The organism is Mesobacillus boroniphilus, from assembly GCF_018424685.1.
GTDB lineage: Bacteria > Bacillota > Bacilli > Bacillales > Cytobacillaceae > Mesobacillus > Mesobacillus boroniphilus_A.
In genome coordinates, this window is the sequence record NZ_QTKX01000001.1 from 2,093,232 (window position 1) to 2,110,652 (window position 17,421).

Genomic DNA, 17,421 nt, shown 5'->3' on the forward strand with positions numbered 1-17,421 from the left:
CTCTCATCTTCCGCCGTAAAGGTTTTACTTCTTCAAGCCATTTAGTGTATCGATAGATGCTTGTACGTCTTCATCAGATAATGGTGCGAAACCAGTTTCTTTTGCAACGTCCTGCGCATTGTTCATTGTGTAAATAGCATAATCAAGTACTTGTGGTTTTTCTTTTGCATGATTCACGTTTAGATACGTGAACACCGGACGAGTGAATGGAGCATAGTCACCATCTTCTTTGATTGTGTCCAGAGACGGCTCTACAGGGCCATTGCCGAAATCCACTTTTACTGCAGAAAGCTTGTCTTGGTTGCTTTCATAGTAACCATAACCGAAGAAACCAATTGCGTTCTTATCTTTAGACACAAGGTCTACTAGAGTTGAGTAGTCTTGCTGCAGGTTAATATCTTCTGGAAGATCCTGTTCGTCAAGGATTTTTTCAAACATGAACTCGTATGTTCCGTGGTTTTCATTAGGTCCGTAAGTCTTGATTTCTTCATCCGGGAAATCAGCACGGACATCAGACCATTTTTTCTTTCCAGCGCTAGCAAGGAAAATATCTTTAACTTCTTGTTCAGTAAGCTCAGTAGCCCAGTCATTATCTTTATTGATGACGATTGTTATCCCATCAAGTGCAACTTTCATTTCTTGTACTTCAATACCCAGTTCTTCTGCTTCTGCTTTTTCCTCTTCCTTAATCTGGCGGGAAGCATTGTTATAGTCTGTTCCATCTTTAGCAAGGAATTTCTTGAAGCCGGCTGATGTTCCGGAGCGGCTTACCTCGACAGAAACGTTTTCCTGTTCACCCATATAGTTTTCAGCCATACGTGCCATGAAAGGGTAAACTGTACCAGAACCGTCGATGACCACGCTGCCTTCTAGCTCTCCACCGTTTCCACCTTCGTTATCTCCACCACCGCAAGCTGCAGTGAATACCGTAACAGCTGCCAGCATTAAAAACAGGCTCATCTTTTTAAGACTTTTCATTCTTTAATTCCCCCTACGAGATGTGGTTGTTGTTATGTCCTACAAGACCAAGAATACTGTTCTTCTTTTAAGACTGTTTTAACTGAATGTAAAGGTTTTGTAAATTCGGTGATTCTTGTGTATTATTGTCGAAATTAAGGTATACAAATACTTTGTCAGGTTGGTGTTAGTTTACCCAGAACAATAAAAAAACTGCCTCTTATGAGACAGTTTTTTTAACATTATTGCTCGTTATCTTCTTCAATTTCTTCGAGAAGCTCAGTTCCTTCTTCTTTTTCTTCAATTTCCTGGATTGGCTGTTCGGGATTCATGTTTCCTTCCAGACGTTTCTTTTTCAGTTCAAAATACGTATCAAGGACCCTCCGCCCGATGTCATTATTTGCATGGTGTCCCTGATTGCCTTCATAAGCCCATGGGACCATGACAGCCATAGCAATTTCGGGATTTTCATGTGGAGCATACGCAACCAGGCTCAAGTTCATCACTTCAGGTGGCATATCATAATTCTTTCTTTTAGGGCCATCATAGAAGGCTTGCGCAGTACCTGTTTTGCCGGCCGGTTTATAATCCGCTGTATAAAATGCTCCATACGCGGTACCGCCCCTTTCCTGCATAACCCTTCTGAAACCTTCCTGTACTCTGTCAAACCAATCAGGTTTGGCATCAACTTTATTGAGGATGATTGGCTCCATTTCATTCAGCACAGGACCTACCTCATTATTTTTCATGACAGGTTCACGTATTTCTTTTACAATCCTTGGCTGAAGACGGTTACCGCCATTCGCGATGGTAGAAACATATTGGGCCAGCTGCAGCGGGGTATACGTATCATATTGCCCGATTGCAAAGTCAAGTAACAGACCCGGTCTTGTTTCTGTCCCCTTGAAGCCAACCATTTCATTCGGAAGGTCGATTCCTGTCCTCGTGCCAAGACCAAATTGGCTAAAATAATTTCTCATTGTATCAAATGCTTGTGGTTCAAGATACAATGGCTGATCATATTTGTAATTCCCTTTACCGATATTAATCGCAGTCCTGAACATGTATACGTTAGACGATACCTTCAGGGCATTCCGGTCATCAAGAGTACCTAATCCTGCCTTCCAGGATTTTTTCGGATTCGTGCCTTTTATCTTAATCGGCGTATCGTAAAACTGTGTACCCGGACTGATTGCCCCGGTGTTGAATCCTGTTAAAATTGTTGCTCCTTTAACAGCAGACCCTACATTATAAGAAGTAGTGAAGTTACCGCTCGCAAAATCCTGCATGACCGTTTTTCCAGTTTCTTCATCATTAACGATCTGCTTTCCGGCTAGCGTCAACACTTCTCCGGTGTTAGGATCCATCAACACAACAAATGCCCTGTCCAGAAGTCCTGTTCTCGGCTGCTGCTTCGCGTTCGTCAATTCTTCTTCAATAATTTTCTCAACCGCGAGCTGCAGGTCCATGTCGATCGTCAGCACAAGGTCCTTGCCTCGCTGTCCTTCGGTAATCACCTTTGTGTCCAGGACGTTTCCGCCCTTGTCTGTAATGTTTTTCACCTTTGCCTTCTGACCGTGCAGTACATCCTCATATTGCTGCTCGATATAGCTCAAGCCTACTCTGTCGTTCCGGCTGTACCCGCGAGCAAGATAATACTCAAGCTTTTCTCTTGGAAGTCCCTTCTCGGAATCACTTACTTTCCCTAAAATCGACCTTAGTGTTTTATCATAGGCATATTGACGCTCCCAGTCGGTTGTTGTGTCGACACCAGGGAGCATTTCGAGGTTCTCACTGACAATAGCAAACTCTTCAGGTGTTACATCCTTTTTGACGATTTGAGGCGATAATGCATATCCGCTCATCATCTCACGTAAAATAGCGAGTATTTCAAGGTCGTCTTCCGTTAATTCTTTGAGCTCGTTTTCAGTGATACGTTCCAGCTGCAGATTATAAAGAGCTTTATCATCCAGCTTTTTTTCATCATACTGGTCCCATTCTTCTTCTTTGATTTTCTCTCTTGCACGCTCTTCATTTGTTAAGATCCAATAATCCTTTTTGTCCCGTTCCCTGACTTTCTTTAAATCTTCTTCTGAATCCTTGGAGATCAGTTTTGCCAGTCTTTCTGCTACCATGAGCATTTCCTTCGTCTCAGTGCTCTGGCTCTTTGTATATGTTATAGCCTTACTGGGCGTATTATCGACGATTGTTTTCATGTTCCGGTCATACATTTTTCCTCTCGGTACAGGATTGTTCACGGTAACGTCTTCAGTTCTCTCGATCTCCCGTTTGAAATCCTCTCCGTAAACAATTTGAACAATACCAAGTCTTAAAATAAGCATTGAAAATAAAACAAATACTGCAAAAAACAACATATTCAGCCTGAATGGCACATGCGTCTTCTTCTTTTTCTTCTTGTTCAAGCCTCTCCCACCTCTTCAGTCTGTATGTCCTTGATTATGCACTATATTTTATTTTATCGAAAATGGCTGTCTTTTTCTATTAATAAACTATGACAGAAATATTTTCCAAAAATTTTAGATTATAGAAAAAAGACCGGGAATCATCCCGATCAAGCTGGAGCTTTCAGATGAATTTTCCTGATAAAAAAGTAAATCAATGTATGCCCGCTACCCAGGAGGACAAGGAGGACAGGTATTGCCCGTTCTTCATTGAACAAATGTATTGAAGCAAGGAATAATAATATTGAAGCAATACGGCCAAGATTCAAAAATAATTCGCGGACAACGATATATTCGATTCTCATTTCAGCAGCTTTCCATCCACGTCCAATCACGTCATAAGTCATTGATGCATACGGAACGAGAAGCAATGGATAAGCGACTGCAATCAGAGCGGCATATAATAACAAACGGAAATAGCTGACCTGGAAAACAATCAGGAAAATGGCTATAAAAAGAAGCATTCCGCCAACCAGAATCGCTTTCTTCCTATATTCCTTTTTCAGCATTCTTGAGACAAAATAATACGCAAGAAATGAAATCCCTGAATTGATCAGCCCATAGGTGCCCAACGCCATTTCACTGTCTGTAGCAATAAATACAAACACCGAAACAATGAAAACAAATACCCCTTCTCTAAGACCTTGAAAAAAATGGGCATTTGTCACCATGCGCCAATTTTTATCATTCTTTCTTTCAGTAATAATCCTTCGAAACCAATACTTCCCATTTGCAGGCCTGCGTTTCAGGAAAAAACTTAACAATACAGCGATAGAAAACAGTCCCAACGAAAGCCCAAATACTACCGTATAGCCAGTCAATTTCTCAAGCCTGGAAATTATAAATCCTGCAGCTACAGGTCCAATCATTCCACCGACTGAACCAAGGATGCCAAGAAAGCCATTAAAGAAATCACGTGTTTCCGGTTCAGTGATTTCAAAGGTAAGGACATTGTAGGCAAGCCAATAAAAACCGTAGCCTATTCCTAAAAGCACTCCTAATAATAGTAAGAAATCAGAAGCTTTAGTGCCTACAAATAATACTGTTACATAAAACAACGCCAGAAAGATTACACCGATTCTAAGTACAATGACCCTGTCTACCTTTTTTGCCCATCTCCCCGCGAGGATGAATGTAAGTGGCTGAGCAACGACAATCGATAGATTATACATTGCGAGATCGGCGAGTTCTCCAGACTGCTTCCATAAATAGATGTTAACAAAGGTATTCGAAAGGGCAATGCTCAATGAGTACAATCCCCCAATAATCAATAGGAGCGCTAAATCCTTTGTCAATTCAATGTCTCCTAATAATTTGTTTACTTTGCTCATGATCGACTCCCCTTTTCTCTTGGGTAGTTTCTAACAAAGTAAAGGGGGTTATTCAGTTTTTCCCGAGGGGTTTTAAGGATCGAGCAGCCGAAACAAAAAAGAGAGGCTGCAGTCAATTGCAGCCCCTCATATTATCATTCAATTATTATTTTGCAGAAGCGAAGCGCTTGCTAACTTCTTCCCAGTTAACAACGTTCCAGAATGCACCAATGTATTCTGGTCTTCTGTTTTGATAGTTCAGGTAGTATGCATGCTCCCAAACATCAAGTCCAAGAATTGGAGTCTTGCCTTCCATTAATGGAGAGTCCTGGTTTGGAGTGCTAGTAACTTCAAGCTCGCCATTGTTAACAACAAGCCAAGCCCAGCCTGAACCGAAACGAGTAGTCGCTGCCTTAGAGAACTCTTCCTTGAAGCCTTCGAAGCCGCCAAATTTAGAATTGATCGCTTCTGAAAGCTCACCAGTAGGCTCACCGCCGCCATTTGGAGAAATGACTTGCCAGAATAACGAGTGGTTGGCATGTCCGCCGCCATTGTTGCGAACTGCAGTGCGTGCTGCTTCTGGAACTGCATCAAGGTTAGCAACAACTTCTTCAACAGTTTTAGAAAGAAGCTCTTCGTTTCCTTCCAAAGCATTGTTAAGGTTTGTTACATAAGTGTTGTGGTGCTTTGTGTGGTGAATATTCATTGTTTCTTTGTCGATGTGTGGCTCAAGTGCATCATATGCATAAGGTAATTGTGGTAATTCAAATGCCATTTTTAACATCCTCCTATGTATCGTGTTTCACTCCCAGAACAAACCTTTCACATAATTCTGTAATTAGAATTGTTCTAAAAGTGGTTCTTTTATAGATTACCAAAGAACGGCAATCGTTACAAATAAAATGCTTTAATAAAAGCTCTTTTCGTTAGGCTCTTTTCTCACACTTTGTTGCTATTGATTAGAAAATAGTAGTGAATGAACTATTTTTCTTCCCAAAGTAGCCTCTTATTATGAGAAAAGAGCATGCAAACTTAGTACCGAACTACAAAACGGCGTTCTATAACGTTAAAATCGGCTTTAGGATTTTAACAACAATCTTTACGAAAACAGCCTTTCGTTAACTATGTTGCATGTACAACCAAATTTAAAACCGGCACCTGGTTTTTACGAGGTTAAATGCAATCCCTGTATAAGCGAAGAGCCCCGATGCCTTTTCAAAATGTGGATGCAAGGATTTGTTCGAAAAGCAACAATCAATGCTAAAAAAGTTTTAAGATAACGTGTTTAAACTCCCCTATTCTTCATAGTTTTATACATATTAATTTCATTGACAGTGTCTTCAATAAAAAAAGGACTCAACATTATCGTTGTCTCAGTCGATCCAAGTCAGGACAAGAAAAAAACAAATAAGGCTGCTTGATAAAGTTTCAGAAAATCGTCAATATTGCTCAAATGCTGTCCTGTCAACGATATAAGTCGCATCTACAATAGAAATATTCCAATTATTACCAATACACCATTGACACAGTAACAACAATTCTTTTAAATCAAAAGTATAGAAAGGCTTAATAAGGAGACGACCTTGATGGACAAAAATATATCATTATACAGCTTAATTTTGCAAAACTTCATTGATCGAGAAACAATTCAAAAAATCAAACCTGATACAATGCTTTTTCAGGAAGATGAAAATGTTCAGAATGTTTATGTCATCCTAAGTGGAAGTGCATCGGTTGGGCGTGTCCATATGAAAGGAAAGGAATTCATCTTAAAAATCTTGAATGGCGAAGAAATGATCATTGAATATGAACTGTTCAAGCACAATCCACGCTATCACTTTTCAGCCAAGACTCTTACAGAATGTGAAATCCTCATGATTAAAAGAGAGCAGTTCGAGGAATTCATTATGAATGATAAAACAGCAATGAACGCGATGGTCAACTGGCTCAGTACCAGATACCTCAAAGCACAGATGAAGTGCCAGGACCTGATTATGAACGGGAAGAAAGGCGGTTTGTACTCGATTTTGATCAGGCTGTCCAATAGCTATGGCGTGATGACAGATGAAGGTATCCTGATTGATTTGCCCCTCACCCACCAGGAGCTGGCCAATCTGACGTACGGTACGCGTGAAGTTATCCAAAGAATGCTCAAGGAATTACGCGAGAAAGACGTCATCGCTTATGATCAGCTTAAATTTACTGTAAAGAACCTGGCTTATTTAAAGAGAGAAGTCGATTGCCAGAATTGTTCATTTGAAATTTGTGGATTAAATTAAAAGTTTCAGCGCCTTGTCCAGCCTCGACAGCGCTGAAGCTAGGCACTAATCTTAGAGCAAAAAGTTTATACTTTCTTTAAAAAAGGCTCTTTTCTCAAACTTTGTTGCTATTGATTACAAAATAGGAGTGAATGAACTATTTTTCTTCCCAAAGTAGCCTCTTGTTATGAGAAAAGAGCATGCAAACTTAATACCGAACTACAAAATGGCGTTCTCTTACGTTAAAATCGGCTTTAGGATTTTAACAACAATCTTTACGAAAACAGCCTTAAAAAAGACAAAAAATCGTGCTGCTTCAGCACGATTTTTTATACTAGTATGAAGAAATAAACGAGCATGATGGTCATGATGATTCCTTTTGTCACTACACTGCTGACAAAACCGACCACAGAACCGAAGCCAACTTTAATCGCATCATTCAAATCCTTTTTATTAATCAGCAATTCAGCCAGTGCGGCTCCTAAAAATGGCCCAATCAGGATACCGACGACTGGAATTACAAAAGGTCCGATCAACAAACCGATTGTGCTTCCCCACATACCTGCCTTGCTCCCGCCATATTTTTTGACACCAACGATGTTTGCAATATAATCAGCCCCAAACAGCAGGGCAACGAACAGCCCCTGAACAGACCAAAATAACCAGTTAAAAGGCTCGAATGAAAAAAACAAGCCGTAAAGGATAAAACCGCCTAACATTAAAAGTACTCCTGGCAAGATCGGAACAATTAAACTGGCAAAAGCTCCAACGAATAACACTCCAATGACAATCCAATAAACTGCTTCCATTTAATCCATCCTTTTTATTGTTGTTAAAAAAAAATAAGCAAAGGTTTCCCTTTGCTTATTTTACCACTATTTATGCTCTCCCAAAACGTACTCAGCGATGTTTACTGCGTGGTCGCCAATTCGCTCCAGGTTGCTGATGATATCAACGAAAACGATACCCGCCTGGCCAGTACACTGTCCTTCATTCATGCGAAGGATGTGCTGCTTTCTAAGCGTACGTTCCATGCTGTCAATCTCATCTTCTTTTGTGACAACCGCTCTGGCAGCATCAAGATTCTTCTGATCCAATGCCTGAAGCGCCTCTTCAACAGTACTTACTGTCAGGTTGAACATGACTTCAAGATCTTCCATTGCCGTATCAGTAATTTTAACTTTATTTGCCTGCTGGTACTCGATCAGTTCCACAATATTCTCGAAGTGGTCACCGATTCTTTCAATATCCCGAACTGTATCGATCAGCATGCTGTGCTCTTCTGATTCATGTTCTGATAGAGAGCTTGTTGCCAGGTCTACTAGATAATCTGTGATTTTACGATCAAGATTATTGATTGCTTCCTCAAGCTGATATGCATTCGAGGAATGCTTAGTATTCTTTGTTTTCAAAAACTCATTCGTTTCTTCCAGGCCCTTTAATGCAAACTTACCCATTCGCAAGACTTCTTCCTTTGCCTGGCCAAGCGCGATTGAAGGTGATTGCTCGATGAAAACAGGGTCAAGATGTTGAGCCTTGTAATCAACGATAGAATCTTCACCTGGGATCAATTTAGTCACGATCAATGCCAACATCGCAATGAAAGGCAACTGAATGAGAGTATTGGTAGTGTTAAATATTCCGTGAGCAAAAGCGATAGACATCTCAGGATTCAAGTTAAGATTATCTCTTAAGAGTTCAATCAGTGCAGTGAACGGTCCCAGAATTATTAAAAATAGGGTAGTTCCTATTAGATTGAACAGTACATGTGTTGCAGCAGCTCTCTTAGCAGCAACCGAAGTACCAATAGCAGCCAAAACAGCTGTAATAGTTGTACCGATATTATCTCCAAACAGAATTGGCAATGCTCCGTCAAGATTAATCATAGATTCAGCATGCAAGCTTTGCAGAATACCAATCGTAGCGCTTGAGCTTTGTACAATCACGGTAAATAAAGTACCGATTACTACTCCAAGAATTGGATTTGAACTCATTTCCACTGTAAGATCATGGAATGCTTCAAGGCTTCTTAGTGGTTTCATGCCACCGCTCATTAGTTCAAGACCAAAGAACAATGCCCCGAAACCAAATACGATTTGTCCAAAATTATGAACTTTTTTGCTCTTGAAGAAAAATAACATAATGGATCCAACCGCTATAATCGGCAAAGCATACTCGCCGATGTCGATACCAATGATAAAGGCGGTAACTGTTGTACCGATATTGGCACCCATTATGACCCCAATAGCCTGCCTTAGCGTCATAAATCCAGCACTTACAAGTCCCACTGTAATAACAGTTGTCCCACTACTTGTTTGTAAAAGGACTGTAACAAAAATACCTGCTAGTACACCCATTAGTGGATTAGTTGTAAAGCGGTCCAGAATATCGCGCAGTCGATCACCTGCTGACTTCTGCAAACCATCACCCATGAATTTAATGCCGTATAAAAAGATACCAAGTCCTCCAAAGAACTCAAACAGCATTTCTTGTAAATTCAATTCCATTTTTTCAACCCCTAGATTAATTTCGACAAACATCTACAAACACAGCTTATTATGAAGGAAATATTAATAAAAAGTAAACTATTTACGCTCCGAATTTACAATACCTTAACATTTCAGAGTTATGTTACAAAAATGTTACAAAGTGAGTGTGAAATGGTTGTTATTTAACTGCGTGTAAAGCTAAAATAGTGAGTGTAACTCTATCAAAGGACGTGTATTCATGAGTATTCTTCCGCAAATTGCAAAAAGCATCTATTCTCCAAAGGTTATTGCAGACACGCGATTCCAGGGAATAGGCAAAACCATCTTATTTGTCTTCACGCTGACCCTTATTTCCATTCTGCCTGTTGTCTATTATATGTTCGTTGGAATATCCGAAGCAGTCGGCTCGGTAAAGCAATCTATACAGACAGACCTGCCCTCCTTTACGATTGAAGATGGAGTCCTGCATTCAGACATTAAAGCACCATTAACCATCAAGAATGGAGGTTTCACGTTAATTTTTGACCCTACCGGTGCTGTTGACAAAGGAGATATGACTGGAATGGACGCGAACTTCGCAATGCTTCAGAATGAAATCGTTCTTGCTGCCGGCGGAGAAACCAATTCTGTTCCTTACACACTGTTTTCAAATGGATCTCTGACTAAGGATGATATCATTTCATTAATCAATACGGCTGAATCGTCACTTCCTGTATTGCTAGGATTGCTGTTTATTGTCGTCTATGTTTTTTCAAGCGGTATGAAATTCATTGAGGTGTCTCTATTAGCCCTATTTGGCCTTCTATTGAAAAATCTTTCTGGCAGAAAGCTTCAATACAGACACTTATGGAGAATGGCAGCATATAGTACAACACTACCAACTATATTTTTCACAATCATGGCATTTTTACAAACAGCTGTGCCATACAGTTTCTCCGTCAATTGGTTTGTTGCTTCTATGATGCTTTTATTAGCAATTAAGGAGATACCAGCAAAGAACTCTACGGAAAGTTAAGAAATGCGCCTCTGGCGTATTTTTTACTTTCATAGTATTACAAAAGGTTTTCTCTCCTTCTGCCCCAATATGTACCCTCTTAAACAAATCTGTTTCTTCAATCCTGGCAAACCCGATATAATTTATATTTCCTTTATAAAAACTTTCATTTTTTTCTATCAAAATGGTTCTTAACTCTATTTCCCCTGCATAAATAATGATATAAGCATTAAAGGAGGAAGGTCCTATGAAAAAACTGGCAGGATTATTAGTTTTCTTAATCGTAGCTTACGCAGTTTATAATGATTTAAGCATAGGAACACTTCCAGCAGCAAAAATGCAGGCTCCTGAAATTTCGAAAATGGAAAGTGTAGAGAAGGTAGAAAAACAAACTACACAAGAAATTCCCTTTTTTGAACATGAAGTACTGCCTGGTGATACTGTACTATCAGTAATTGACAGTTACTTGGACAGTCAATTGAACGTTCCTGTCTCCCAAGCGGTGGAAGATTTTAAAAAGTTGAACAATGGGACAGATCCCCAAAAGATCAAATTCGGAAACATCTATAAATTCCCGGACTACAGCAGCCAAAATTAGCAAAGGCTAACAATCGAAGTCTTTTCTTGTCAATTTGAGCAAAAGATTGATAAAATGGGGTTATGCATCTTTAGGAACATATTCATGAATTCCATTTTTCAAAGGAGCGAATCACTGTTGAGTGAAATTATACATCGTACTAAAACCCGTCCAATCAAGGTTGGGAATTTAACCATCGGAGGCAACAATGAAGTTGTCATCCAGAGTATGACGACAACTAAGACTCATGATGTCGAAGCGACTGTCGCTGAAATCATGCGCCTTGAAGAAGCAGGCTGCCAGGTTGTCCGTGTAGCTTGTCCGGATGAAAGAGCAGCAAATGCCATATCTGAAATCAAAAAAAGAATAAACATACCTCTTGTTGTTGATATCCATTTTGATTACCGCCTCGCGCTTAAGGCGATCGAAGGCGGAGCTGATAAAATCAGGATCAATCCAGGTAATATCGGCAAGCGCGAAAAGGTAGAGGCAGTTGTAAAAGCCGCAAAAGAGCGAGGAATCCCTATCAGAATCGGTGTTAATGCTGGTTCTCTTGAGAGACGGATACTTGAGAAATACGGCTATCCTACAGCGGATGGCATGGTAGAGAGTGCCTTGCACCACATCAAAATCCTTGAGGACCTTGATTTCCATAATATCATCGTTTCGATGAAGGCTTCTGATGTAAACCTGGCGATTGAGGCTTACGAAAAAGCTGCAAAGGCTTTTGATTATCCGCTACATCTTGGAATTACGGAATCAGGGACTTTATTTGCAGGTACTGTCAAAAGTGCCGCAGGCCTTGGAGCGATCCTTAGCAAGGGAATCGGCAACACTGTCAGGGTATCATTAAGTGCAGACCCAGTTGAGGAAGTTAAAGTCGCAAGAGAACTGTTAAAGTCGTTTGGCCTTGCAGCCAATGCTGCAACATTGATTTCTTGTCCAACATGCGGACGAATCGAAATTGATTTAATCAGCATTGCCAATGAGGTAGAAGAGTACATTTCAAAGATCAAGGCACCGATCAAGGTTGCTGTGCTTGGATGCGCTGTTAACGGTCCTGGCGAAGCACGTGAAGCTGATATCGGCATTGCCGGTGCCAGGGGAGAAGGGCTTCTTTTCAGAAAAGGTGAGATTGTCCGCAAAGTGCCAGAGGAGACAATGGTAGAAGAACTTAAGAAAGAAATCGATAAAATTGCTGAGGAAAAAATTCGCGAAGCTGCCCTTCAAAAATAATCGATGAAAATGCCCGGGAAACAAATCCCGGGCATTCTTTTGTTGGCAATCATTTTACCACCGTTAGAAGAACGGCAATATAAAGATGCCGACTAAAATGGAGATTGTCCCTATCCCAATTGCCCAGGTTCCGATAGCGGATCCTCTTCTGCGAGCCATGAAGCCAAGGACAATTCCGGCAGCTCCGAAAAGAACAGGTAAAATAAACAGCGACAAGATCGATAGGGCAAGAGCTGAGTAAGCAAGCCCTCGTCCTCCAGTTGTACTTTCTTCCTCTGACCTTCTTGTTATCGCAGGTGGTGCAGGAGCAGCAATTTCGGCCGCTGTTTCTTCCTGGTACTGTTCATTACGTCCAGGTCGGGCAATTGCAGTCATCTCCTGGTAGTGCTCATCACGCCCAGGTCCAGCGATTGCAGTCATTTCCTGATAGTGCTCATCACGTTCAGGTCCGGCTATTGCAGTCATTTCCTGGTAGTGCTCATCACGTGCAGGAGCGTACAGTTCTGTTGCTGTTTCTTCCTGGTATATTTCATCACGTGCATCCCTGATTGTAATGACATCCTGCTTAGGTTCAGTGATATATTCGGTACCTCTCTGTTTTCGCTCTTGGTCTGCCACTTTAATCCCTCGCTTTCTTAAGTGGAGCATTTATTATTGTTTACGAATGAAGGGGATTTCATCATGGCAATGTTTGACTAGGACTGTTATTCGTTGTAAATTCACAAAACAAACCCCGGAATCAAAATTGAGTTGTTGCTATAAGCGATAATCGTAACCGAAAAGGCAGCTTAGTCAAAGTAAATCTTTTTTGCGCTATCAATATTTGGTAAGATTAAAGAAAGATCAATGTTTAAGGAGCAGATTGATGAAAAAACGTTTTGGCATAGACATCGATGGTACAGTCACTTGTCCCACTACTTTTGTACCTTATTTAAATGAAGAATTCGATTTGAATATTACACTGGATGATATCAAGCAATATGACTTTATGCCGCTTGTATCAGTTTCTGAAAAAGAGTTTGCGGCTTGGTTCAAAAAAATGGAACCGGAAATTTATTCTAATTCACCTTTAGCAGAAGGTGCCAAGGATATTTTAAAGAGCTGGGAGAATGAGCACGAATTATATTTTATCAGTGCCAGAGGAACACATTTACTTGATCTGACCAAAGAATGGTTTACTGTCAACGAACTTAGATACAACGACATTCATCTGATCGGCTCACACGATAAAATCGAGGCTGCACGTAAATACGAAGTGGATATATTTTTCGAGGATAAACACGATAATGCAGTCAACCTGCATGAAGAGCTAAGGATTCCGGTCATCCTTTTCAATACTCCTTATAACCAGGAACCGATTCCTGAAGGAGTCATCCGGGTGAATAACTGGCAGGAAGCAAATGAATGGGTAAAAAACTGGTTTAAAAATAGTTAAAAACGGCCACTTGTGATGGCCGTTTTTTCTTGTTTACTATCTGGTTTACTGAACACATTCAGGGCAGCGACCATATATTTCAAATTTATGCCCGGAAATATCATAGCCTTTGAAGCTTGCTTCGATATTCCTCATTGGACAGGTCTCAATTTCCTTCGTTTTACCACAGTCAAGGCAAATGAAGTGATGATGATGCTCTTTATGTGAGCAGGTGAACCGGAAATGTTTTTCACCCGATAGCTCTGTCATCTCGAGAATCCCCAATTCAGCAAACACACTTAAGTTACGATAGATTGTATCGAAGCTCAAACCAGGATAATTCCCCTTCATCTGTTCAAGTACATCGCGAGCAGTCAAATATTTGTCATTATCGGAAAACAGCTGGAGCATATCTTCCCTTTTTCCAGTATGCTTATAACCCTGTTCCTTCAACAGGATCATTGCTTCATTCACATTCATGATATCACCCCGTTAGATGGATCTTGTTGCCGCGCGTTTTTTTAGCCAAATGGCAAGCACAAGGATGAGTACAGCAATCATTACAATTGTTCCGCCTGGAGCAAGGTCCAGGTAGTAGGACAGGAACAAACCGCCCAATACTGATACCTCGCCGAACAGGATGGAATAGAAGATGGTTTGCTTGAATCCCTTTGCGAACCGGATGCTTGCGGCAACTGGCAGTGTCATCAGGGATGAGACCAGCAGGATTCCAACGATTCTCATCGATGCTGCAATCACTAGTGCTACCATAATGATGAAAATAAAGTGGAGCGTCTTTGCAGCAATTCCCGTTGCCCTTGCATATTCTTCATCGAATGATAAAAGGAAAAGTTCTTTATATAACAATACCACAAGTACTATTACCAGTATGCTGATAACCAAGATTGTCCAAAGGTCAGCCCTGCTCACCGCACTCACGCTGCCAAATAAATAACTGAACAAATCTGTATTAAAGCCATCAGCAAGCGAAATGAAAATTACCCCAAGGCCAATTCCGCCAGAGAGGATAATCGGTATCGCCAATTCCTGGTAATGTTTATAAACAGTGCGCAGTTTTTCGATGAACAATGAGCCGCCAACTGAGAAAGCCATTCCCATGTAAAGAGGATTCAGGCCGCTGAAAACCATAAACTTTTTTTCAAGCAGAAGGCTTGCGGCAATTCCCGCCAATGTGACATGGCTGAGGGCATCAGCTATAAGCGAAAGCCTTCTGACTACGATAAAAACACCGAGCAGCGGAGCAATCACGCCAATGATCATGCCGGTCAAAAAAGCATTCTGCAAAAATTCGTATTGCAACAATCCGCTAATCATGAAGGTGCCCTCCTCCGTGATGGTGATGATCGTGTGTCAATACATGGACATCATGACCATAAATCTCTGACATATCATTTATCTTCAATTGTTCAAATTCCTCAGCACTTCCATGGAAATGCATGTTTTTATTCAAGCAGGCTACATTTGTGACCTTTTCAGAAATCGTACCTATATCATGAGTTACCAATAGCAAAGTGATGCCTTTCTCCTTATTGAGTGTTTCGAGCATCTCATAAAAGGAATTGACGTTCTGAACGTCCACACCTACCGTTGGTTCATCCAGAATCAGCAATTCAGGTTCACTGACCAGCGCCCTCGCGATGAATACCCTCTGCTGCTGGCCGCCGGATAGTTCCCCAATATTCCTGTCTAGGAATTTCCCCATCCCTACGGACTCGATTGCTTGCTTTATCTTTGCATGGTCACTCTTCTTCAAAAAATTGAAAAGGCCGAGCTTCTTCGTCAGACCACTGGCGACCACCTCAAAAACGGTAGCAGGGAAGCCGGTGTTGAAAGAATTGGCCTTTTGGGATACAAAGCCAATTTTATGCTGTTCCTTAAACTTGCTTATATCTTGTCCAAACAGGCGGATTAAGCCTTGTTGCGGCTTGATCAGCCCAAGCATCAACTTCAGCAAGGTTGACTTGCCGGAACCGTTCGGGCCGACAATCGCCAAAAAACTACCCTTTTGGATAGACAGATGTATATTTTCAAGAACATTTTCTTTATCATATCGATAATAAAGATCTTGTACCTGGACGATGTAATTATTATTGTCCATTTTTATCACCCGCAAAATAAGAATCATTCCGATTTACTTTTAGTAGTATATCTCTTACTGACCATAATGTAAATAAAAGAACTCACATTCCAAGAAAATTGTCACGAATCTAGAACTGGGCACATACCCTACTATGAAGGAGTGATGATCTTTGGCTATTTTTGAAAATATCATTAACCATAAAATAGGCAACATCACGGCTGATGAACTGCTGAAGTACGCCTCTCAATTTAATATTTCCATTACAAAGGCACAGGCAGAGAAAATCGCCGGATACTTACGCGGAAAAAAAGTGAACATCTTTAATGTTTCAGAGAGATCGGCACTGATCAAGCAAATCGCCAGAATCACCAGCCCTGAAACAGCAAAAGAAGTTAATAAGCTGTTCGTGAAATTCACTAAATAAGAGGTGTGTCCGTCATGATCATGATTTGTGACGGACACTTTATTCTTTTCCCGGCTATTTTTGTCCGTCATGAACCTTATGACGGACATATTGTTCCTTTTGCCGACTATTTCTGTCCGTCATCGGCCTATTGCTGATAATGATTATAATATCACTGTGCGTTTTCATGATAACCAGTCATCTCAGTTTGTTACGAGCATTAACCTAACAATAATCTTAAAATTTCTTACCCCAAATAAAAAAAAGCTGTGGAATGCCTGTTCCACAGCCTTGATTTTGTCAATCAGGATTAGCCATTCCTTATGATATCAAGCAAATTTTCTTTGAATTGTTTGCTTTTCAGCATTTCAATTTCATGTTTGTAAGGGGCCTTTTTATTGTTCTTGTCCTCACCGACAAATGGTGTTTCGAGAATTTTAGGAACATGTGTCAATTGCGGATGGTGGACAATGTAGCTTAATGCGTTAAAGCCGATATGTCCAAATCCGATATTCTCATGACGGTCTTTCCTCATCCCGACCTCATTTTTGCTGTCATTGATATGAAGAACCTTCAATCTATCCAGTCCGATGATTTTATCAAATTCATTCAGCACACCATCAAAATCTTCAACGATTGGATATCCTGCATCATGTATATGGCAAGTATCAAAGCAGACAGACAGCTTGTCGTTATGGATGACGCCATCCATGATCATCGCGAGCTCTTCGAAGGATTTCCCGCACTCCGATCCCTTTCCAGCCATCGTTTCAAGAGCAATTTGGACTTTATCTCCACTCGTAAGGACCTCATTGAGCCCTTCAATGATTTTTTCAATGCCTTTTTCTGTCCCTGCTCCTACATGCGCACCTGGATGCAGTACGATTTGCTTGGCGCCAATTGCTTCCGTCCTATCGATTTCACTCCGTAAAAATCTTACGCCTAAATCAAATGTATCAGGATTCTGTGTGTTCCCGATATTGATGATATAAGGAGCATGGACGACGATTTCATTGATGCCGTTCTGCTCCATATGCAGGCGGCCAGCTTCAATATTCAGGTCCTCGATTTTTTTTCGTCTTGTATTCTGAGGTGCCCCTGTATAGATCATAAAAGTATTTGCTCCATATGAAACGGCTTCCTCACTAGCTGCAAGCAGCATGTTTTTACCGCTCATGGAAACATGTGAGCCAATTAACATCTTGATCTCTCCTAAATCC

17 protein-coding genes are annotated in these 17,421 nt (G+C 40.8%); 6 read left to right on the plus strand and 11 right to left on the minus strand.

Going from position 1 to position 17,421, the window contains the following annotated elements; all coding sequences use genetic code 11:
• Positions 1-24 precede the first annotated feature (24 nt).
• The 4 genes from DYI25_RS10785 to DYI25_RS10800 form a co-directional block, all read right to left on the minus strand.
• Complete coding sequence (locus DYI25_RS10785) at positions 25-978, minus strand: PstS family phosphate ABC transporter substrate-binding protein (protein ID WP_213368617.1); 954 nt, start codon at positions 976-978, stop codon at positions 25-27.
• 221 nt (positions 979-1,199) lie between these two features.
• Positions 1,200-3,332 (minus strand): peptidoglycan D,D-transpeptidase FtsI family protein, encoded by a 2,133-nt coding sequence (locus tag DYI25_RS10790; RefSeq protein ID WP_249745419.1) that lies wholly within the window; start codon positions 3,330-3,332, stop codon positions 1,200-1,202.
• Positions 3,333-3,529: 197 nt separating this feature from the next.
• Positions 3,530-4,750, minus strand: a complete 1,221-nt coding sequence (locus tag DYI25_RS10795; protein ID WP_213368620.1) for an MFS transporter — start codon at positions 4,748-4,750, stop codon at positions 3,530-3,532.
• 145 nt (positions 4,751-4,895) lie between these two features.
• The gene (locus DYI25_RS10800) at positions 4,896-5,504 is read right to left on the minus strand and encodes a superoxide dismutase (RefSeq protein WP_213368622.1); all 609 of its coding nucleotides are present in this window, start codon (positions 5,502-5,504) and stop codon (positions 4,896-4,898) included.
• An 811-nt stretch (positions 5,505-6,315) separates the two neighbouring features.
• Here DYI25_RS10800 and DYI25_RS10805 point away from each other — a divergent pair.
• Complete coding sequence (locus DYI25_RS10805; RefSeq protein ID WP_249745303.1) at positions 6,316-7,008, plus strand: Crp/Fnr family transcriptional regulator; 693 nt, start codon at positions 6,316-6,318, stop codon at positions 7,006-7,008.
• Positions 7,009-7,316: 308 nt separating this feature from the next.
• Here the strand turns inward: DYI25_RS10805 and DYI25_RS10810 are convergent, their stop codons facing one another.
• Positions 7,317-7,796, minus strand: coding sequence for a DUF456 domain-containing protein (locus DYI25_RS10810; RefSeq protein ID WP_213368626.1), 480 nt, complete (start codon positions 7,794-7,796; stop codon positions 7,317-7,319).
• A 66-nt stretch (positions 7,797-7,862) separates the two neighbouring features.
• Positions 7,863-9,494 (minus strand): Na/Pi cotransporter family protein, encoded by a 1,632-nt coding sequence (locus DYI25_RS10815; protein WP_213368627.1) that lies wholly within the window; start codon positions 9,492-9,494, stop codon positions 7,863-7,865.
• Between the two features lie 220 nt (positions 9,495-9,714).
• On the opposite strand from DYI25_RS10815, the gene DYI25_RS10820 reads away from it, so the two are divergent.
• The 3 genes from DYI25_RS10820 (at position 9,715) to ispG (ending at position 12,283) form a co-directional block, all read left to right on the plus strand.
• Positions 9,715-10,491, plus strand: a complete 777-nt coding sequence (locus DYI25_RS10820; protein WP_213368628.1) for a DUF1189 domain-containing protein — start codon at positions 9,715-9,717, stop codon at positions 10,489-10,491.
• 226 nt (positions 10,492-10,717) lie between these two features.
• A complete protein-coding gene (locus DYI25_RS10825) occupies positions 10,718-11,068 on the plus strand; it encodes a hypothetical protein (protein ID WP_213368629.1) in 351 nt (116 codons plus the stop codon).
• Between the two features lie 126 nt (positions 11,069-11,194).
• Positions 11,195-12,283, plus strand: coding sequence for a flavodoxin-dependent (E)-4-hydroxy-3-methylbut-2-enyl-diphosphate synthase (ispG, locus tag DYI25_RS10830; RefSeq protein ID WP_213369552.1), 1,089 nt, complete (start codon positions 11,195-11,197; stop codon positions 12,281-12,283).
• A 63-nt stretch (positions 12,284-12,346) separates the two neighbouring features.
• Here ispG and DYI25_RS10835 read toward each other — a convergent pair whose 3' ends face one another.
• Positions 12,347-12,901 (minus strand): DUF4190 domain-containing protein, encoded by a 555-nt coding sequence (locus DYI25_RS10835; protein WP_342032493.1) that lies wholly within the window; start codon positions 12,899-12,901, stop codon positions 12,347-12,349.
• 247 nt (positions 12,902-13,148) lie between these two features.
• Between DYI25_RS10835 and DYI25_RS10840 the strand changes: the two genes are divergently transcribed.
• A complete protein-coding gene (locus DYI25_RS10840; protein WP_213368630.1) occupies positions 13,149-13,718 on the plus strand; it encodes a 5' nucleotidase, NT5C type in 570 nt (189 codons plus the stop codon).
• A 45-nt stretch (positions 13,719-13,763) separates the two neighbouring features.
• Here the strand turns inward: DYI25_RS10840 and DYI25_RS10845 are convergent, their stop codons facing one another.
• From DYI25_RS10845 to DYI25_RS10855, 3 genes are read right to left on the minus strand one after another with little or no spacing between them, the layout of a single operon-like run.
• Positions 13,764-14,177 (minus strand): Fur family transcriptional regulator, encoded by a 414-nt coding sequence (locus DYI25_RS10845; RefSeq protein ID WP_213368631.1) that lies wholly within the window; start codon positions 14,175-14,177, stop codon positions 13,764-13,766.
• 12 nt (positions 14,178-14,189) lie between these two features.
• Positions 14,190-15,032 (minus strand): metal ABC transporter permease, encoded by an 843-nt coding sequence (locus tag DYI25_RS10850; protein WP_213368633.1) that lies wholly within the window; start codon positions 15,030-15,032, stop codon positions 14,190-14,192.
• Positions 15,025-15,816 (minus strand): metal ABC transporter ATP-binding protein, encoded by a 792-nt coding sequence (locus DYI25_RS10855; RefSeq protein ID WP_213368635.1) that lies wholly within the window; start codon positions 15,814-15,816, stop codon positions 15,025-15,027. The genes DYI25_RS10850 and DYI25_RS10855 overlap by 8 nt, the downstream gene beginning before the upstream one ends.
• A gap of 151 nt (positions 15,817-15,967) precedes the next feature.
• Between DYI25_RS10855 and DYI25_RS10860 the strand changes: the two genes are divergently transcribed.
• Positions 15,968-16,222 (plus strand): DUF2624 domain-containing protein, encoded by a 255-nt coding sequence (locus tag DYI25_RS10860; protein WP_213368637.1) that lies wholly within the window; start codon positions 15,968-15,970, stop codon positions 16,220-16,222.
• Positions 16,223-16,511: 289 nt separating this feature from the next.
• On the opposite strand, the gene DYI25_RS10865 is transcribed toward DYI25_RS10860, so the two are convergent.
• Entirely contained in the window at positions 16,512-17,402 is an 891-nt protein-coding gene (locus DYI25_RS10865) for a deoxyribonuclease IV (RefSeq protein ID WP_213368639.1), read from the minus strand.
• Between the last annotated feature and the right edge of the window lie 19 nt (positions 17,403-17,421).